Source organism: Streptomyces sp. NPDC007983 (assembly GCF_042958345.1).
Taxonomy (GTDB): domain Bacteria; phylum Actinomycetota; class Actinomycetes; order Streptomycetales; family Streptomycetaceae; genus Streptomyces.
Window position 1 is genome coordinate 277,512 of sequence record NZ_JBIBJI010000010.1, and the last position, 17,665, is coordinate 295,176.

The 17,665-nt window shown below is 71.1% G+C and carries 19 protein-coding genes and 1 tRNA gene; 10 read left to right on the plus strand and 10 right to left on the minus strand.

What is annotated here, in order from left to right; genetic code table 11:
- Positions 1-58 precede the first annotated feature (58 nt).
- The 4 genes from efeB to ACFZCY_RS29355 form a co-directional block, all read right to left on the minus strand.
- Positions 59-1,369, minus strand: coding sequence for an iron uptake transporter deferrochelatase/peroxidase subunit (gene efeB / locus ACFZCY_RS29340; protein ID WP_391179704.1), 1,311 nt, complete (start codon positions 1,367-1,369; stop codon positions 59-61).
- A complete protein-coding gene (locus ACFZCY_RS29345; RefSeq protein ID WP_391179707.1) occupies positions 1,366-2,595 on the minus strand; it encodes an imelysin family protein in 1,230 nt (409 codons plus the stop codon). The genes efeB and ACFZCY_RS29345 overlap by 4 nt, the downstream gene beginning before the upstream one ends.
- Before the next feature lie 148 nt (positions 2,596-2,743).
- On the minus strand, positions 2,744-3,487 hold the full coding sequence (locus ACFZCY_RS29350) for a decarboxylase (protein ID WP_391179710.1): 744 nt from the start codon (positions 3,485-3,487) through the stop codon (positions 2,744-2,746).
- Between the two features lie 83 nt (positions 3,488-3,570).
- Positions 3,571-4,530, minus strand: a complete 960-nt coding sequence (locus ACFZCY_RS29355) for a decarboxylase (protein WP_391179713.1) — start codon at positions 4,528-4,530, stop codon at positions 3,571-3,573.
- Between the two features lie 210 nt (positions 4,531-4,740).
- On the opposite strand from ACFZCY_RS29355, the gene ACFZCY_RS29360 reads away from it, so the two are divergent.
- Both ACFZCY_RS29360 and ACFZCY_RS29365 read left to right on the plus strand, forming a co-directional pair.
- Positions 4,741-5,688, plus strand: a complete 948-nt coding sequence (locus ACFZCY_RS29360) for an NAD(P)-dependent oxidoreductase (protein ID WP_391179716.1) — start codon at positions 4,741-4,743, stop codon at positions 5,686-5,688.
- Positions 5,689-5,731: 43 nt separating this feature from the next.
- On the plus strand, positions 5,732-7,144 hold the full coding sequence (locus tag ACFZCY_RS29365; RefSeq protein ID WP_391179718.1) for an amidase: 1,413 nt from the start codon (positions 5,732-5,734) through the stop codon (positions 7,142-7,144).
- A gap of 55 nt (positions 7,145-7,199) precedes the next feature.
- On the opposite strand, the gene ACFZCY_RS29370 is transcribed toward ACFZCY_RS29365, so the two are convergent.
- Positions 7,200-7,709, minus strand: a complete 510-nt coding sequence (locus tag ACFZCY_RS29370; RefSeq protein ID WP_055552548.1) for a DUF3830 family protein — start codon at positions 7,707-7,709, stop codon at positions 7,200-7,202.
- Between the two features lie 131 nt (positions 7,710-7,840).
- Between ACFZCY_RS29370 and ehuB the strand changes: the two genes are divergently transcribed.
- From ehuB to ACFZCY_RS29400, 6 genes are all read left to right on the plus strand, one after another.
- Positions 7,841-8,755, plus strand: coding sequence for an ectoine/hydroxyectoine ABC transporter substrate-binding protein EhuB (ehuB, locus tag ACFZCY_RS29375; RefSeq protein ID WP_391179721.1), 915 nt, complete (start codon positions 7,841-7,843; stop codon positions 8,753-8,755).
- Positions 8,752-9,495 (plus strand): ectoine/hydroxyectoine ABC transporter permease subunit EhuC, encoded by a 744-nt coding sequence (gene ehuC, locus ACFZCY_RS29380; RefSeq protein ID WP_391179724.1) that lies wholly within the window; start codon positions 8,752-8,754, stop codon positions 9,493-9,495. The genes ehuB and ehuC overlap by 4 nt, the downstream gene beginning before the upstream one ends.
- Entirely contained in the window at positions 9,492-10,142 is a 651-nt protein-coding gene (ehuD, locus tag ACFZCY_RS29385) for an ectoine/hydroxyectoine ABC transporter permease subunit EhuD (RefSeq protein ID WP_391179728.1), read from the plus strand. The genes ehuC and ehuD overlap by 4 nt, the downstream gene beginning before the upstream one ends.
- A gap of 22 nt (positions 10,143-10,164) precedes the next feature.
- A complete protein-coding gene (gene ehuA / locus ACFZCY_RS29390) occupies positions 10,165-10,935 on the plus strand; it encodes an ectoine/hydroxyectoine ABC transporter ATP-binding protein EhuA (RefSeq protein ID WP_361489862.1) in 771 nt (256 codons plus the stop codon).
- Positions 10,936-11,137: 202 nt separating this feature from the next.
- On the plus strand, positions 11,138-11,899 hold the full coding sequence (locus tag ACFZCY_RS29395) for an IclR family transcriptional regulator C-terminal domain-containing protein (protein ID WP_391179731.1): 762 nt from the start codon (positions 11,138-11,140) through the stop codon (positions 11,897-11,899).
- Between the two features lie 51 nt (positions 11,900-11,950).
- Positions 11,951-12,027, plus strand: a tRNA-Lys gene (locus ACFZCY_RS29400).
- A 50-nt stretch (positions 12,028-12,077) separates the two neighbouring features.
- Here the strand turns inward: ACFZCY_RS29400 and ACFZCY_RS29405 are convergent.
- Both ACFZCY_RS29405 and ACFZCY_RS29410 read right to left on the minus strand, forming a co-directional pair.
- Positions 12,078-12,293: a DUF2277 family protein gene (locus ACFZCY_RS29405; RefSeq protein ID WP_391179734.1), complete on the minus strand. Its 216-nt coding sequence runs from the start codon at positions 12,291-12,293 to the stop codon at positions 12,078-12,080.
- 56 nt (positions 12,294-12,349) lie between these two features.
- Positions 12,350-13,003 carry a class I SAM-dependent methyltransferase gene (locus ACFZCY_RS29410; RefSeq protein WP_391179736.1) on the minus strand — a complete coding sequence of 218 codons (654 nt, stop codon included), beginning with the start codon at positions 13,001-13,003 and terminating at the stop codon, positions 12,350-12,352.
- A gap of 71 nt (positions 13,004-13,074) precedes the next feature.
- Here ACFZCY_RS29410 and ACFZCY_RS29415 point away from each other — a divergent pair, with 71 nt between their 5' ends.
- Entirely contained in the window at positions 13,075-13,710 is a 636-nt protein-coding gene (locus ACFZCY_RS29415; protein ID WP_391179738.1) for a TetR/AcrR family transcriptional regulator C-terminal ligand-binding domain-containing protein, read from the plus strand.
- Here ACFZCY_RS29415 and ACFZCY_RS29420 read toward each other — a convergent pair.
- Both ACFZCY_RS29420 and ACFZCY_RS29425 read right to left on the minus strand, forming a co-directional pair.
- Positions 13,707-14,555: an alpha/beta fold hydrolase gene (locus ACFZCY_RS29420; protein WP_391179741.1), complete on the minus strand. Its 849-nt coding sequence runs from the start codon at positions 14,553-14,555 to the stop codon at positions 13,707-13,709. The two genes, ACFZCY_RS29415 and ACFZCY_RS29420, sit on opposite strands and share 4 nt — an antisense overlap.
- Positions 14,556-14,578: 23 nt before the next feature.
- Positions 14,579-15,391: a 4'-phosphopantetheinyl transferase superfamily protein gene (locus tag ACFZCY_RS29425; protein WP_391179744.1), complete on the minus strand. Its 813-nt coding sequence runs from the start codon at positions 15,389-15,391 to the stop codon at positions 14,579-14,581.
- A 226-nt stretch (positions 15,392-15,617) separates the two neighbouring features.
- Between ACFZCY_RS29425 and ACFZCY_RS29430 the strand changes: the two genes are divergently transcribed.
- Positions 15,618-16,529 carry an alpha/beta fold hydrolase gene (locus ACFZCY_RS29430; RefSeq protein ID WP_391179747.1) on the plus strand — a complete coding sequence of 304 codons (912 nt, stop codon included), beginning with the start codon at positions 15,618-15,620 and terminating at the stop codon, positions 16,527-16,529.
- Between the two features lie 77 nt (positions 16,530-16,606).
- On the opposite strand, the gene ACFZCY_RS29435 is transcribed toward ACFZCY_RS29430, so the two are convergent.
- On the minus strand, positions 16,607-17,665 hold a 1,059-nt coding region (locus tag ACFZCY_RS29435), incomplete at its 5' end, for a biotin/lipoyl-containing protein (RefSeq protein ID WP_391179749.1).

Here is a 17,665-nt window from a genome sequence, read left to right on the forward strand (position 1 = left end):
AACACAAGGGATTCTTGAGGTGTTCTTGACCGGCGGGTGGCCGGACAGCACCGGACGCTCAGGACAGCAAGGCCCGGCCCAGCCAATCCGCGTGGTCCCGCACCCCGGGCAGCGCGTAGAAATAACCGCCGCCGAACGGGGTGACGTAGTCGACCAGCGGCTCGCCCGCGAGACGCTTTTGCACCGTCTCGAACTGCCGGTCCAGATCTTGCTGATAGCAGCAGAACAGCAGGCCCATGTCCAGGTTCCCGTTCCCGTCCATGCCCCGGTCGTAGTTGTAGGCACGGCGCAGGATGCGCTGGTCGTCGGTCCGCGCCGTACGGGGATTGGCCATCCTGATATGGCTGTCCAGCGGGATGACGTCACCCTTGGGGTCCTGGGCGAAGCGCGGGGTGTCGAACTCGTGCCGCCCGTCCAGCGGTGCGCCGGACTCGCGGCTGCGGCCGAACATCCGCTCCTGCTCGGTGATCGACACCCGGTCCCAGAACTCCACCAGCATCCGGATCAGCCGGACCACCTGATAGCTGCCGCCGGCCGCCCAGCCCGGCTCCCCGGAGCGCTCACCCGCCCACACCAGGCGGTCCATCAGCCGGGCGTCACCGGTGTCGGGGTTGGCGGTGCCGTCCTTGAAGCCCAGGTGGTTGCGCGGGGTGCCGGAGGGGCGGGGCGGGCTGATGAAGCCGTCCATGCGCCAGCGCACCTGGAGCGCGCCCCGGGTGTGCCGGGCTATGTCGCGCAGCGCGTGCAGCACGGTGTCCGTGTTCTCCGCGCAGAGCTGGAGGCTCAGATCGCCGTGACACCAGTCGGGGTCGAGGTCGTCGTCGGGAAAGGACGGCATGGCGCGCAGCCGCCGGGGCTTACGGTCCTTCAGCCCATAGCGCCCGTCGAAGAGCGAGGCGCCCACGCCGACCGTCGCGGTCAGCCGGTCGGCGGTGACCAGGGGGCCCAGGGTGCCGGAGTCGGCGGGCGGGGCGGTGATCCCCACCGGATCCGGGGTGCCGCCGGTGGTGAGGAAGCGGCAGCGCGCGGTGAGGGTACGGAACACCTCGGTCAGCTCGGTGCGCCCCTCGGCGGTGGCGTCGAAGGCGACGAACGCGGTGGCGCGCTGCGGCGGGGTGAGGATCCCGGCCTGATGCCCGCCGTGAAACGGAACCCGCGCGGGCGCCCCTCCCACGCCGCCCGGATACGCGCCGCCCGGATGCGCGCCATCCGCCAAGGCCCCGTCCGGCAGCGCGCCGCCCGCCGACCCGCCGTCCGCCCCCGCGTCGCCCGCCCGCGCGGCGGCCGGGGCGGCCGAGGCGCCCGCCACCGCGCCGACCGTGCCCGCCGCGGCGCTCCACAGAAAACCCCGCCGCCGCACCTCGCTCACCGGGCCCTCCGCACATCCGTCAGTGCCGCCACATCGGCCAGCCGCTCCACCAGCGCCCCCGCGGTGGCGTTGATCTTCTCCCGGCGCCCGCGGTCGAGCCGGTCCACCGGGGTCCAGTGGTCCCCCTGACGGGCGGCGTCCAGGGCCTTCCGGGTGCGGTCGAGCCAGGAGTCGACCTCCGGCAGCCCGGGGTCACGGGACGTCAGCAGCGGGCGCAGCCGGTCCAGCACGGCCCGGGTACCGTCGAGGTTGGCCCGCGCGGTGGCCAGGTTGGTGCCGCTGCCGTAGTCGGTGCGGCCGGTCAGCTCGAACTGCACGGTGTTCTCCATGATCTCGTGCGCCCGCAGGCCCAGGTCCGCGGGATCCATCCGCTGCTGCGGCCAGCCGTCCCGCAGCGCGCGGACGTCCTTGTCGAGCCGGTCGGCGGCGCCGCGCAGACCGCTCGCGGACGCGTCGTGCCACAGCCCGTACTCGATGCGGTGGAAGCCGGTGAAGCCCGGATCGCGGACACCGCCGGACAGCCCCGCCGTGGTGCCGTTGATCGCACCGTCCGCGTCGCCGAAGGCGCCGTAGGCGGCGCCCATCCGCTCGTACACCAGGTGGGCCGGAAGCCAGGCCGCGCGGGCGGCTGCCAGGTCGCCCTCGCGGACGGCCGAGCGCAGCGCGTCGGTGCGCCGCACCAGCTCGTCCATCCGGTCCTGGACGTAACTCTGGTAGGCGATGGCCGGCGGGATCAGGTCCTGCTGGGTGACCGGAACGGCGGCCGGGCCGCCGCCGCGCGCCGGTCCGGCCACGGTCACCGTGGGTCCGGTGACCGCGTCCGTGTCGTCGGGCAGGCACCGGAAGGCATAGGAGCCTCCGCCGAGGATGACCCGCAGCGGGCGGGTGGTGCCCGGGCCCAGCCCCTCGACCTCCCCGTACACCGAGCCGTTCACCGGGTTGGTCAGATAGACCTCGGCCGCCCGGCTGGAGGTGTTCGTGAGGTCGAAGACCTGCTTACCGCGGTGCGGATGGGTCCAGCCCTTGCCGCAGCCGCCCTCCGACACCTCGACCGAGGTGTGCCGCAGCCCATCGGCCGCGGTGGCCGGGCCCCGCGGCGCCCGGCCACCCGACGACCCTCCGGCCGTGGCCAGCGTGCCGGCGGCCACCGCGGCGGCCACTGCCACCGCACCGGCGATCAGCAGCGGGCGTTGCGACCCGGGCAGGAAGGGAGGAAGGCGGCGCACGGCTGCATGCTAAGCGGATTCCGGGAAGCGGAACCGTGCCGGGTATGCCCGGAGAGAGGGAATTCCCGCCCGGTTCACCGGTCCGTCACCGCCCGCTCCCCCGTCGCCGTCGCCGCCCGCTGCCCGCTGCCCTGCTCCTCCGCCCCGCTCAGCCGCTCGCGGCGAACAGCCTGCCCAGCCGGTCATGGACCGGCCTGCGGCCCAGCAGCCGCAGCCCCTCCCAGACCGTGACCTGGTTCGCCGTGAGCACGGGCTTGCCGAGGTCCGCCTCCAGATCGGACAGCCAGGCGGCGGTGTGCAGGGCGGTGTCCGGCAGCAGCACCGCCTGGGCGTCCGGGTGGTCACCGGCGCGGGCCATCCGCAGCACCTCGTCCCGCCCCCAGGTGCCGACCTCGGCGGCGGTGATGATGCCGCTGCCCTGGGTGGAGACCACCTCGGCGCCCGCCGCCTTCAGGAACGTCCTGAAATACTCCGCGACATCCTCCGGATAGGTCGCGGCGATGGCCAGCCTCTCGACGCCCAGCTCCTGCACCGCGTGAGCGAAGGCGAAGGAGGTGCTGGAGGCGGGCAGCTGGGCCGTCTCCTCCAGCTCGCGCACCTGCTCCCGGGCGCCCTCCCAGCCGAAGACGAAGCTCGCGCTGGTACAGGCCCAGATCACCGCCTGGGCGCCGCGCTCCTTCAGCTCGGCGACCCCGGCCGCGAGACGGGCCCCCGACCCCATTTCCAGCAGGGCGTCCACCCGGTGCGCGTCCTCACCGATGTCGGTGTGGACGAGCGGAAGCCGCACGCTGTCACCGAGCAGCCCTTCCAGACGCGGATAGTCGTCCTCGGCGGAATAGCCCGGGTAGAGAAAGCCCACCGTGTCCGGCGTCGCTCGCGTCGCGTCCGTCATGACTGCCTCCTTACCTGCGGCCCCCGTGAGCGCCGCCCCTGCACTGTCACTTGTGATACACCGCAGCCGCCCGGCGGGTTCCCTCACATCACGGACGGACCTCCCGAGTCATCGAGGAACGGGCCCTCGCCGATCCCCGGCCCGAACCCCGGGTCGAGCCCGTCCGCCGGATCGATGTCCGACCCGGGCGACGCGGCCCCGGCCAGTGCCGCCTCCGGCTCCGGCTCGGAGCCCGCCACCGGTCCGGCCATCGCCGCCATCGGGCCGCTCAGCTGCGACGACGACGCCATCCCCGCCGGGCCCCGCCGCGCGGCCGGGTCCAGCAGCGCCTGATACGGGCCGACCGCCTGGGCACCGATCTCCCGCAGCGCCGCCCAGACCGTCACCTGGTTGGCCGACAGCACGGGCATCCGCAGCTCCGCCTCCAGCTGCGGAATCACGTCGTACGTCGGCAAGTTGGTGCAGCTGATGAAGAGCGCGTCGGGCGACCCGACCACCGCCTGCCGCGCCATGTCGACCACATCGCGGTAGGGCACCTTCCAGATGTGCCGGGTCAGTCCGAGATAGGCCCGGCCCGTCACGGTGATACCGGCCTCGCCCAGGTAGTCCTCCAGCGAGTCGGTCACCGACCGGGTGTACGGGGTCACCACGGCGACCCGCCGGGCGCCGATCTCCCGCAGCGCCTCCAGCAGGGCGCCCGAGGTGGTGAGCGAGGGCAGCTCGCCCGCCTGCGTCATCGCCGCGCACATCGCCCGCTCACCGGCCACACCGCCGACGAAGCTGCCCGACGTGCAGGCGTACGCCGCCACTTCCGGTGCGACCGCGCTCAGCGCCCGCACCGCGTCCTGCAGGGTTTCGTGCTCGCTCACGAGCCGTGCCAGGTCGAGGCTGACCTCGACCGGGACGAAGGGGGTGCGGGTGAGGTGCAAGGAGACCTCGTCCGGCACCCAGCGCCACAGTTCGCGATCAAGCGCGAAGTCGAACGGTGCTACGACGCCCACACCACGCTGCGGCTGCGGGCCACCCAGAAAGGAGACGTCCATATATCGAGCCCCAATACAGAAAGGAGAGGGCTGGACCATTGGCCAGAGATATAAGAGAGAGCACCGGCCTGATGCCGGGACGTCGGGACAGATGCCGTTGTTGACGACGGTAGTTTCCGCTGCCTAGCGTGGTCAATCCCCGCAAACCTTGGCGCCTGCCCCAACTATCGTCAGCCAAACAAACCCACGTTTCGAAACGGTTTCCCGCCTATGTCCGAAAGCACTGTTGTCGTCTTCGGCGAGCAGCCCCCGGTCCGGCTGGACCGGCTGGCCGGCCGGGCCCAGGTCGTGGTGTGCGACGAGAAGACCCTGCCCGACGCCCTGCCCTCCGCCGACGTCCTCCTGGTCTGGGATTTCACCTCCGACGCGGTCCGTGACGCCTGGCCCGGCGACGGCCCCCGTCCGGCGTGGGTCCACACCGCCAGCGCGGGCGTTGACCGGCTGCTCAGCCCCGAACTGACCGCCTCCGACACCGTGTTGACCAACGCCCGCGGCGTCTTCGAACAGCCGATCGCCGAGTATGTCGCGGGCCTGGTCATCGCCATGGGCAAGGACTTCTTCGGGAGTTGGGAGCTGCAGCGGCAGCGGCGCTGGCAGCACCGCGAGACGATGCGCCTGGCCGGGACGCGCGCGGCCGTCATCGGCGCCGGGCCCATCGGCCGGGCCATCGGCACCACCCTGTCCGCGCTCGGCATCAAGGTCGACCTGGTCGGACGCACGGCCCGCCCGGGCGTACGCGGCAACGACGAGCTGCCCGAGCTGCTGCGGCAGGCCGACTGGGTGATCTCCGTCGCCCCGCTCACCGACGCCACACGCGGCATGTTCGACCGGACCGCGTTCGCCCGTATGAAGCCCACCGCCCGGTTCATCAACGTCGGGCGCGGCCCCCTCGTCGTCGAGGACGACCTCAAGGCCGCCCTCCTCGGACGGCACATCGCGGGCGCCGCGCTGGACGTCTTCGAGAACGAGCCGCTGTCCCCCGAGGACCCCCTGTGGGACGTGCCCGGACTCTTCGTCTCGCCCCACATGAGCGGCGACACGGTCGGCTGGCGCGACCACCTCGCCGAACAGTTCCAGGACAACTACGACCGCTGGAGCGCCGGCGAGCCCCTGCTCAACATCGTCGACAAGCGCCTCGGCTACGTACCGGTGGACTGATCGCACGGCCTGAATGATCTGAACGATCTGAACGGAGAGCTGGATGACCGACCTGCACGACCTGACAGCGGTTCAACTCCTCGAGCGGTACGGCTCCGGCGACCTCTCCCCCGTCGAGGCCACCCGAGCAGCCCTCGACCGGATCGAGCAGATCCAGCCGAAGGTCAACGCCTACAGCCGGGTGGACGGCGAGGAAGCGCTGCGCCAGGCGGAGGAATCCGCCGAACGGTGGCGGCGCGGCGAGCCCGCCGGGCTCCTGGACGGCGTCCCGGTGTCGGTGAAGGACATCCTGCTGATGCGCGGCGGCCCCACGCTGCGCGGGTCGCGCACGGTGCGCACGGACGGGCCGTGGGACGAGGACGCGCCCGCGGTGGCGCGGATGCGGGACCACGGTGCGGTGTTTCTCGGCAAGACGACCACCCCGGAATTTGGCTGGAAAGGTGTCACGGACAGCCCCGTGTACGGGGTGACGGGCAACCCGTACGACCCCGGGCGCACCGCTGGCGGCTCCAGCGGCGGCAGCGCGGCCGCCGTCGCGCTGGGCGCCGGTCCGCTCAGCCTCGGGACGGACGGCGGCGGGTCCGTCCGCATCCCCGCGTCCTTCTGCGGCGTCTTCGCGCTCAAACCCACCTACGGGAGGGTGCCGATCTACCCGGCCAGCGCCTTCGGAACCCTCGCCCATGTGGGGCCCATGACCCGGGACGCGGCCGACGCCGCCCTGCTGATGGACGTCATCACCGGGCCGGACTGGCGCGACTGGTCGCAGCTCGGCCCCGCCGGGAGCAGCTTCCGGGAGGCGATCACCGCGGATGGCGGCTCGGTCGACGGGCTGCGGATCGCCTACAGCCCGACGCTCGGCGGCTCGGCCACCGTCGACCCCGAGGTGGCCGCGGCGGTGCGGCGGGCCGTGGATCTGCTGGCCGGGCTGGGCGCGGTGGTGGAAGAGATCGACCCGGGCATCGAGGACCCCGTGGAGGCCTTCCACACGCTGTGGTTCAGCGGCGCGGCGCGGGTGGTGCAGCCGCTCGGCCAGGAGCAGTGGGAACTGCTCGACCCGGGGCTGCGGGAGATCTGCGCCCAGGGGGCCGCGTACAGCGCGCTGGACTATCTGGCGGCGGTGGACGTACGGATGGCCCTGGGGCACGCCATGGGGCGCTTCCACTCCGCGTACGACCTGCTGGTCACGCCGACCCTGCCGATCACCGCCTTCGAGGCGGGGGTGGAGGTGCCCGACGGGTCGGGGCACACGCGGTGGACGGGGTGGACGCCGTTCACGTACCCGTTCAACATGACGCAGCAGCCGGCGGCGTCGGTGCCGTGCGGGATGTCGGCGGCCGGGTTGCCGATCGGGGTGCAGGTGGTGGGGGCGCGGCACGCGGATCCGGTGGTTCTGCGGGTGGCGCACGCGTTGTACGGGGCCGGGGTCGCGGAGGCGGTGCCGGCGCCGGTGGTGTGATGCGGGGGCTCCGCCCCGCGCCCCCGCCGGGGCGGAGCCCCGGCGGGGGATGGCGTCAGGCCCGGCGGAAGCTCAGCGTTTCGCCCAGGGCGCCCGCGCGCCAGAGGTCCTGGCAGGCGTCGGCCATGCGGTCCAGGCCGTCGACCACCGAGCCCCAGACGATGCCGGGGACCCAGCCCGCGTCGCCGTTGATGAGCAGGTTGTTGCGCTCGTAGAACAGCGCGAGGTCGACCACCTGGCGCTTGCCCTGGTGCTTGGCCTGGGCCTCGTAGCCGTAGGACTTCGTGCCGAGCTGGGTGTCGGAGAAGGTGAAGTAGCAGAGGTCGCCGGGGATGGGGGTGATCGTGGGGTTCTCCAGCGGGGGCTCCTCGGGGGCGAAGGGTGCCAGCAGCGCGTAGATCTCGTTCCGCGCGTACTTGGCGTGATACACGTCACCTCCCAGCGGCAGCGCGTTCCAGACCGCCTCGCAGGTGATCGGTGCGCGGTCGTCGAGGAGTTTCGCGGTGCAGGTCACTCCACGCTTGTCGAGCGAGACCTCGATGAACCGGTCGGCTCGGTCAACCATCGACATTCCTCCAGGTCACTTCGGAACCAGTCCTTGCCCAGTCCTTCCCCGGGGGGCCTACCCAGCAACGTGTGTATCAAGGGCTGGAAACGACCCGCATATATTTCGCGAGTTCGGGTAGCCGCGCGCCCATGGCTCCACCACGTGGGAAAGATATCGATAGCAGAACAAAAGGGGCATCCCGTCGATCGCTTCTGGTCGGCGGCGCGGCTCTCGGCCTGCTGGGCGCGGTCGGCTGCAGCCGGGTGTCCAGCACGGACGCCAGAGACGGGGGCAATCTGCTGGAGCGGCTGCGGGCGCAGGGCACGGTCCGGCTGGGAATTGCGGGGGAGATCCCATTCGGCTATATCGACAAAAACGGCGATTTCACCGGTGAGGCGCCGGAGATCGCGAAGGTCATCTTCAAGCGGCTGGGGGTGGACAAGGTCCAGCCGGTGCCGACCGAGTTCGGCTCCCTGATTCCGGGACTCCGTTCGCAGCAGTTCGATGTGGTCTCCGCGGGGATGTACATCAATCCGGAGCGCTGCGCCCAGGTGATCTTTTCCGACCCCGACTACCGCATGCGGGACGCGTTCATCGTCCGCAAGGGCAATCCGAAGAACCTGCACAATTACGAAGACATCGTCAAGCAGAAGGCCAAAATGGCCACCGGCACCGCTTACGCCGAGATCGATTACGCCAAGAACGCCGGGGTCAAGGAGAGCGACATGCTGATCCTCCCGGACCAGCTGGCCGGTCTGCTGGCGGTGGAGCAGGGCCGGGCCGATGTGTTCGCGGGCACGACCGTGACCGTGCACAACGTGGTCAAGCAGCGGAACAGCCGTCGGGCCGAGGCGACCGAGCCGTTTCAGGCCATGCTCGACGGCAAGCCGGACATCGGGGCGGGCGGCTTCGCCTTCCGGCCGGAGGAGACCAAGCTCCGCGACGCCTTCAATGTCGAGCTGCACAAGATGAAGAAGAGCGGTGAGCTGCTGCGCATCGTGCGGCCCTTCGGTTTCACCGAGGGCGAGATGACCGATCTGACCGCAGAGGAGCTGTGCAAATGACGGCCGGGCTGTGGGAACACTGGCTTCTTCCGGGCGTCTGGATCACGATCCAGCTGACCCTGTACAGCGCGGCCTTCGCCCTGGTGGTCGCCTTCGGCATCGGCATGGCGCGCACGTCGCGGCTGCGGACCGTCCGCTTCCTCACCGGCGCCTACGTGGAGATCTTCCGCGGCACGTCGGCCCTGGTGCTGATGTTCTGGCTGGCGTTCGTGATGCCGCTGGCGTTCGGGTGGCAGCTGTTCCCGATGTGGGCGGCGGTGCTGGCCATCGGGCTGAACTACGGGGCGTACGGCTCCGAGATCGTCCGCGGCGCGATCGCCTCCGTGGCGCCCGCGCAACGGGAGGCGGCCATAGCGCTCAGCTTCACCCCGGCGCAGCGGATGCGGCGGGTGATCCTGCCGCAGGCGATCCCCGAGATGATCCCGCCGTTCAACAATCTGCTGATCGAGATCCTGAAGGCGACGGCCCTGGTCTCGGCCGTGAACGTCGCCGACATCACCTTCGCCGCCCAGCTCTCCCGGCTGGCGACGGGTGAGAGTGCGCAGATCTACTCGATCATCCTGGTCCTCTACTTCGTGCTGGCGTTCGTCCTGACCCGGCTGATGCGGCTGCTGGAGCGGCGCGCCAAGGCCAACATCGGCCAGGCTCCGGCCGAGGGGTCGCTGGTCACGCGCAAGCTGCTGGGCAAGCAGGAGACCGAGCAGTCGCGCAACATCGTCGTCGGAGGAGGTGCCCAGTGAAGTGGGACTGGGACGTGGCCAGGGATTTCCTCCCTCAGCTGGGCCACGGGCTGCTGATCACGCTGGAGGCCACCGCCCTCGGCTCGGTCCTGGCGTTCGCGCTGGGGCTGGTGTGGGCGATGGCGCTCCGCTCGCCGACCCGCTTCGTACGCTGGCCGGTGTCGGCGGTGACGGAGTTCATCCGCAACACCCCGCTGCTGGTGCAGCTGTTCTTCTTCTTCTACGTGCTGCCGACCTGGGACATCAAGTTCTCGGCGCTGACCACCGGTGTGATCGCGCTCGGGCTGCACTACTCCACGTACACCGCGGAGGTCTACCGGGCCGGCATCGACGGGGTGCCGGTGGGCCAGTGGGAGGCGGCCACCGCGCTCAGCCTCTCCCGCGGCCGCACCTGGCTGGCGGTGATCCTGCCGCAGGCGATCCGCCGCGTGGTGCCCGCCCTCGGCAACTACGTCATCGCGATGCTGAAGGACTCCCCGATGCTCGCGCTGATCGGCGTCGTCGACATGCTGCAGAAGGCGCGGGGCGAGGCCTCGTCGTCCTTCCACTACATCGAGCCGTTCACGATGGTCGGCATCGCGTTCATCCTCATCGCCTATCCGGCATCTCTTCTCATGCGAGTCCTGGAGCGTCGTCTTGGCCACTGAAACCGACCACACGAATCCTGCCGTGGACGGCAGTGAACTGATCCGCTTCGACAAGGTGACGAAGCGCTTCGGCAGCAATACGGTCCTGGACGACCTCGACTTCTCGGTCTCCTCCGGGAAGCACGTCACCCTCATCGGCCCGTCCGGCTCCGGCAAGACCACGATCCTGCGGCTGCTGATGACGCTGCTCAAGCCCGATGAGGGCACGATCAAGGTCGACGGGGACTACCTCACCCACGAGGACCGGGGCGGCAAGCTGGTCCCGGCGGGCGAGAAGCACACCCGTGAGGTGCGCAAGAAGATCGGCATGGTCTTCCAGCAGTTCAACCTCTTCCCCAACATGCGGGTGCTGCGGAACATCACCGAGGCCCCGGTGCACGTCCTGGGCCTGGACAAGGACGAGGCCGAGACGCGGGCGCGGGAGCTGCTCGACCTCGTCGGGCTCGGCGACAAGTGCGACATGTACCCGACGCAGCTGTCCGGCGGGCAGCAGCAGCGGGTGGCGATCGCCCGGGCGCTGGCGATGCGGCCGCAGGTGATGCTGCTGGACGAGGTGACCTCGGCGCTCGACCCGGAGCTGGTGGCCGGCGTGCTGGACGTCCTGCGGGACATCGCCCATACGACGGACATCACCATGCTGTGCGTGACGCACGAGATGAACTTCGCGCGGGACATCTCCGACGACGTGCTGATGTTCGACGCGGGCCGGGTCATCGAGTCCGGTCCGCCGGAGAAGATCTTCTCGGAGCCGGAGCACGAGCGGACCCGGGAGTTCCTGAGCGCCGTGCTCTGACGGCACACCGTGGTGTGAGAGGGCGATGTGGGCGGCCCGGCGATGGCACATGCCATCGCCCAACTTCCGCTCCATATCGCCCCCTTGGCGGCTATCGTGGTACGAAGCCGCGCCAAGCGGGCATCCCGTGGGCCACCCCTGCGGCCGTGACCCGCGGCGACGGCCATGACGCAAGCGGTCACCACCTGCGAGAGGGGACGCCGTGGTGCTGGGGCCCGAGCCGATCGCACCACTCCGCTCGGTGCGGCACGCCCTGCGCATCCTGGAGGTCGTCGCCCGGCACTCCGGCGGGGTGAGCCACGCCGGAATAGCCCGCGAGACCCGGCTGCCGAGCGACCGGCTCACCGAGCTGCTGCGGATGCTGCGCCGCGAGGGGTACGTCGAGCAGATCGCCGACGGGGCGTACATCGGCGGTACGTCCCTCGCCCTGCTGGACACCGGCGTCCCGGGGCGCGGGCGCGCCGTCGAGGACCAGCTGCAGAAGTCGCTCGGCGCGCTGCGCGACTCGGTGGGCGCGGCGGTCTACTTCAGCCGCTATGTGGACGGTGAGGTCAGGATCACGCAGTACGCGGACAGCCCGCATACGCCCAAGGTCAACGAGTGGGTGGACTTCCGCGCCGCCGCCCATGCGATGGCCCTCGGAAAGTGCCTGCTCACCCAGCTCGACCACGACGGCCGCCGCGATCATCTCTCCCGCCACAAGACGGTGCGGCTCACCTCACGGACGACGACCAGCGAGAAGGCGCTCTTCCGCAAGCTGGACAGCCAGCCGCCCACCGTGCCCGTGCTCGACCTGCAGGAATACGCCATGGGCACGGTCTGCGCGGCCGTGCCGATCACGGCGGGCCACACCGTCGGCTGCCTGGCCCTGTCCCTGCCGCTGGAGCACGCCCACCGGCTGCGGAAGGCCGCCTATCTGCTCAACCGCGAGGCGGCTCCGATGCTGCTCTCGCTGACCATCTGATGGTGGTCGGAAGCACCCTTCCGGACCAGGTAGTATTTACGTCGTCAGCAGGCGCCGCTAGCTCAGTTGGTTAGAGCAGCTGACTCTTAATCAGCGGGTCCGGGGTTCGAGTCCCTGGCGGCGCACCACTGATCGACTGAATGGCCCGGTGCTCTCGGTTTCGAGAGCACCGGGCCATTCAGCTTGCGCGGCCCCTGACCTCCAGCGTGCCCAGCAGCTCACCGGTGGCGGCGGCGATCGTCTCGACCGCCTTGTCGAAGGCCGCGGCGTTGTGCGGGGCGGGTTGGCGGAAGCCGCTGATCTTGCGTACGTACTGCAGCGCGGCGGCGCGCATGTCCTCCTCGGTGACCGATTCGGCGTACGGCGGGCGGAGCGTCTTGATGGATCTGCACATACCCACGACGGTACGCCGCGGGTCCGACAGCGCGGCCCCTCCAGCAGCGGTCGGGGTCACAGGCGGCAGCTGATCTCCATGCCGTCCTCGATGGGGAACGTCACGTTCTGGTAGCCGTTCGCGGGGTCGCGTACGTACTCCAGATACGGGCCCAGCATGCCTTCACCCTGGTCGACGTCGTCGGCCACGACGAGGGCGCCGGGGCGCAGGCGGGGTTCGAGCCGGCGCAGCACCGGCAGGCACAGGTCCTTCCAGCCGTCGAGCAGGACCAGTTCCAGGGGGCCCTCGACGTCGGCGAGGGTCTGCTGGGCGTCCCCTTCGAGGACGGTGATCACGTCGTCGAGGCCGGTCTCGGCGAAGGTGCGGCGAGCCGCGGCGATCTTCTCCTTGCTCATCTCGGTGGTGATGACGCGCCCGGTGCCGTTGTCCCGCACGGCGGCGGCCAGGTGGAGCGTGGAGATCCCGAAGGACATGCCGAACTCGACCACCGTGGCCGGGCGGATCGCGCGGACCAGGTTGTAGAGCAGCTTCCCGCCGTCGGCGGATATCGGCATGTAGATCCCGGCCGCGATGTCGGCCAGCTCCTGGTGGGACGTCGACTCGGGAGCCAGTCCCCCGAGGCGCGCGGCGGTGGCCTCGTCCTGCTCGGCGAGCGCGAACATCCGGCTGAGGGCGGTCTCGACCCGGGGGTCGGCAAGAGTGTGTGTCATGACGGCTAGAGTAGACGCGACGTTGAGTCTTGTCTAGAACGGGTGGCTATGCTGTTCCGGGGAGGCGAGAGATGGTACGCGCGACACACACCGCCGAGGCGGACAGCACCGGCCGGACGGCACCGCGACACCACGGCAATCGGCACGGGCGCAGCGAGCAGGCCCGGCAGGCGGTGCTGCGGGCGGCCGACGACCTGCTGGTGGAGAAGGGCTTCGCGGGCGTCACGATGGAGGGCATCGCCACCCGCGCGGGGGTCGCCAAGCAGACCATCTACCGCTGGTGGAGCACCAAGACCGATGTCCTGATGGACGCCTTCCTCCAGGACGTGGCCGAGGACGTCACCCAGCGGGACTCCGGTGACCTCGCCGTCGACCTGCGCGACTATGTGCGCCAACTGGCCCGGTTCCTCAGCGCCTCCGACGCCGGCGCCGTCTTCCGGGCCCTGATCGCCCAGGCCCAGCACGATCCGGCGTTCGCCCGGGACTTCCGGTCCCGCTACCTGGACGAGCAGCGCCGCCGCGACCGCGTACCGCTGGAACGCGCAGTTCAGCGGGGGGAGTTGCCGTCCGGCCTGGATCTGGCGGCCGAGATCGACCAGCTCATGGGCCCCGTCTACTACCGGGTGCTGGTGACCGACGAGCCCGTCGGCGAGGAGTTCACCGACCGGCTCGTGGACGCCTTTCTACGGCGTCACGAGCTGGGCTAGCGGCCGTCCAGCATGAAGCCCCGCATCAGGGCCGCCAGCCGGTGCGGCTGGTCCACCGGGATCAGGGTGTAGCTGTCGGGGATCTCCACATGGCGGCCCTGCGGCAGCAGAGCCGCCAGCCGGAGGCCGTGTTCCGGGGGCATCACGCGGTCCTCGGACGCCCACGCCACCAGCGCGGGCCGGTCGAAGCCGCGCAGCCGCTCGGCCCAGCGCAGCAGCTCCGTCGCGGGCGGCACGCCGAGCACGTACTTCCGCAGGTCTCGGCGGATGTCCGGGGAGGTCCACAGCGGCCGGAACCAGGCGTCCATCAGCTCCGGCGGCACCGGGCGCTTGGTCATCCAGCCCCAGGTCATCGGCAGCCGCCGCAGCGGGCGCAGCTTGAGCAGGGTGAACGCGGTGCGCAGACCGCCCGGGAGGCGGGCGGAGGTGTGCAGGTTCCTGCCGGGCAGGCCGGGCGGGAAGTTCTCGAACGCCTCGCACGAGGTGATGACCAGCCGCCCGATCCGCTCGTCGCGACCGTCGGCGACGAGGGCCTGGGCGCCGCCCCAGTCGTTCATGGCGAGGGTGACGTCCGTGAGGTCCAGCCGCTCCAGGAACTCGGCGACCAGCCGGGCCACGCCGAGGACGGACAGATCGGCGTCGGGGCGCATGGGGCGGCGGTGGCCGCCCAGCGGCAGGGTGGGGACGACGCAGCGGATGCCGGGGCCGAGCCCGGCGACCACCTCGCGCCACAGCGAACCGTCCATGGCGACGCCGTGCAGCAGCACGGCGACCGGCCCCTCACCCCCGGTGTCCTCGTACTCGATGGTGCCTGCGGAGAGTTCCACCTCGTCACGATGCGACATATGCCCGAAGGTACCCGAGCCCGTCACCCCAGCCGTAGACCGGTGAAGCGCACGACCGGGGCGACGTCGGTGCGGACGGCGACGGCGGCGTGATAGCCGGGCGGCGCGGACAGGTCGGCGAGGGCCCAGCCGGGCGGGGTGGACGCGTCGGCGGGGGCCGGGGCGCCGAACTGGTCCGCGAGGCCGACGTAATGGGTGCGGAGCCCGCCCGGCAGCCCGGTGCCGATGCCCTTCAGATACGCCTCCTTGCGCACCCAGCAGCTCATGAACGCCCGCTCCCGCAGCTCCTCGTCCGGCAGCGCCGCGATCGCCGCGCGCTCCCCGGGGTGCAGCTGGCCGATCAGGCCGTCGAGCCGGGCGCCGGTGCGCCGGGGGCTCCGCTCCTCGATGTCGGCGCCGACGGGCGCGCCGCCCGACACCGCGCACAGCGCGGCGTCCCCGGCGTGGGAGAGAGAGAACGCCAGGGTGGGCTCGCCGGCGACGGCGGGGCGGCCGTGCGGCTTGTCGCAGTCCGGCATGCCGCAGGTTTCGCGGGTGAACTCGATGTCCGCCGGGTCCGTCCCCAGATATCCGCCGAGAACCGTCCGCAGCCCCACATGCGAGGTGACGTAGCGCTCGCGCGCCGTCTCGTGCCGCATTCCGGCGGCGCGCTCGCGCTCGCCCGCGTCCAGCGTCCGGTCCGCGACCGCGGCGGCAGCGGCGGCCGACGGCGGGATCCACAGCAGCCATACGGCGACCTCGCCGGGCCCGGGGCGGTCCTCGGGACGGGGCGGCGCGGCGAGCGGGCCCCAGCCGCCGGAAAGGGGAGGGTCGTCGGCCGGGCGTATGAGCGGCACTGTTCCGTTACCTCCGTTGGAGTTCATCCGTGTCCGCCGTCCGGCGTCCGTCCATCGACGACCGTACCCGCCCGCCGCACCCGCAACGCCCGTACCACGACGCGACGTTGCCGTACGGAAACCCCCGGTGACTTCGGACACGTTCCGTTCCCGGCCGCCCCGGTCACGGGATGACACCACTACGATCGCGCACGACCGGGCACGATCTGTGATGGGGGTTTGCGATATGGCGACGGGATTCCTGACGAAGGCGGCCTCCGCGGCGACTCTCCCGGTGGCTCCGTTCTACGGCGCCTTCCTCTCGTATTTCATCTACCACCCGCCCCGGCGGCCGCATCACAAAAAGCCCGAGGACCTGGGCCTGACCAGCACCGATGTCCAGGTGCCGCTGAACGGGAAGCCGCGCGGGCTGCATGTGTGGCTCATCCCGGGGGACACCGCGCGCGTGGTGGTGCTCGGCCACGGGCTGGGGCTGAGCAAGTCGGCAAGCCTGGCGCAGGCGGCGATGCTGAACCGGGCGGGCTACACGGTCGCCCTGTTCGACCACCGCAACCACGGCAAGAGCGTCTCGGACCCGGCCTGCTGGGGCATGAGCGACCGTCACACCGACGATGTGGTCGCGGTCGTCAAGCATCTGCGCGCGACGGAGGAGTACGCGGCGGCGCGCTTCGCCGTCTTCGGCTTCTCCATCTCCGCCTTCCCCTCCTTCTATCTGCTGGGGCGGGCGGCGGACTGCCCGGTCGACGCGGTGATCTGCGACAGCGGCCCAGCCCTGGAACTGTCCCCGCTGTTCCGCAACTTCGTCGCGGCCGACGGGCTGCCCATCCCCGGCCCGCTGCGCACCGGGCTCTCCCGGAAGGCGCTGGAGACGGTCGCCGCGTCGTCGGCCCTCGCGATGCTGCGGGTGCAGTGGCCGCCGGCGGCGGAGGGGGCGTACGAGCGGACGCCGATGCTCTTCCTCGCCGGTGAGCGCGACACGATGATCCCGGCCGAGGGGGTGCGGGCGCTGGGCGAGCGCTACCCGCTGGCCGAGGTGCACACGCTGCCGGACACCGACCATCTGCAGGGCATCAAGACCCAGCCGGATGTGTACGCGGACACGGTGCTGGGCTTCCTGGAGCGGACGCTGAAGGACTGACCGCCCGGCGAAACATCGGCAGGCCCCTCCCCCGCTGCCGGGGTGGGGCCTGCCGATGAGTGGAACAGTGCGCGGCGTCAGTCCTTGACCTCGCAGATGACGGCGCCGGAGCTGACCGAGGCGCCGACGTCCGCGTTGAGGTTCTTGATGATCCCGGCGCGGTGGGCGTTGAGGGGTTGTTCCATTTTCATGGCTTCGAGGACGACGATGAGGTCGCCTTCGGCCACGGTGTCGCCTTCGGAGACGGCGACCTTGACGATGGTGCCCTGCATGGGGGAGGCGAGGGCGTCGCCGGAGGCGGCGGAGCCGCCCTTCTTGACGGCCTTGCGCTTGGGCTTCTTCGACGCGGCGGCCGGTGCGGTGGCCATGCCGAGGGAGGCGGGCAGGGAGACCTCCAGCCGCTTGCCGCCGACCTCGACGACCACGGTCTCCCGGGCGCCGGTTTCCTCGTCCTCGTCGGTGGCGGCGGGGGCTGCGGTGTAGGGCGGGATGGTGTTGGTGAACTCGGTCTCGATCCAGCGGGTGTGGACCGTGAACGGGTCGCTGGTGAAGGCGGGGTCGGCGACCACGGCCCGGTGGAACGGGATCGCGGTGGCCATACCCTCGACCTGGAACTCCGCAAGCGCCCGGGCGGCGCGCTGGAGGGCCTGCGCGCGGGTGGCGCCGGTGACGATCAGCTTGGCCAGCAGCGAGTCCCACGCCGGGCCGATCACCGACCCCGACTCCACACCCGCGTCCAGCCGCACACCCGGACCGGACGGCGGGGCGAACACGCTCACAGTCCCCGGGGCGGGGAGGAAGTTGCGGCCCGGGTCCTCGCCGTTGATACGGAACTCGAAGGAGTGGCCACGCAGCGGCGGATCGTCGTAGCCCAGTTCCTCGCCGTCGGCGATGCGGAACATCTCCCGCACCAAGTCGATCCCGGAGACCTCCTCCGTCACCGGGTGCTCGACCTGGAGGCGGGTGTTGACCTCCAGGAACGAGACCGTGCCGTCCGTCCCCACCAGAAACTCCACCGTCCCCGCGCCGACGTATCCGGCCTCCTTGAGGATGGCCTTCGATGCGCGGTAGAGGTCGGCGTTCTGCTCTTCGCTCAGGAACGGCGCGGGGGCCTCTTCGACGAGCTTTTGGTGGCG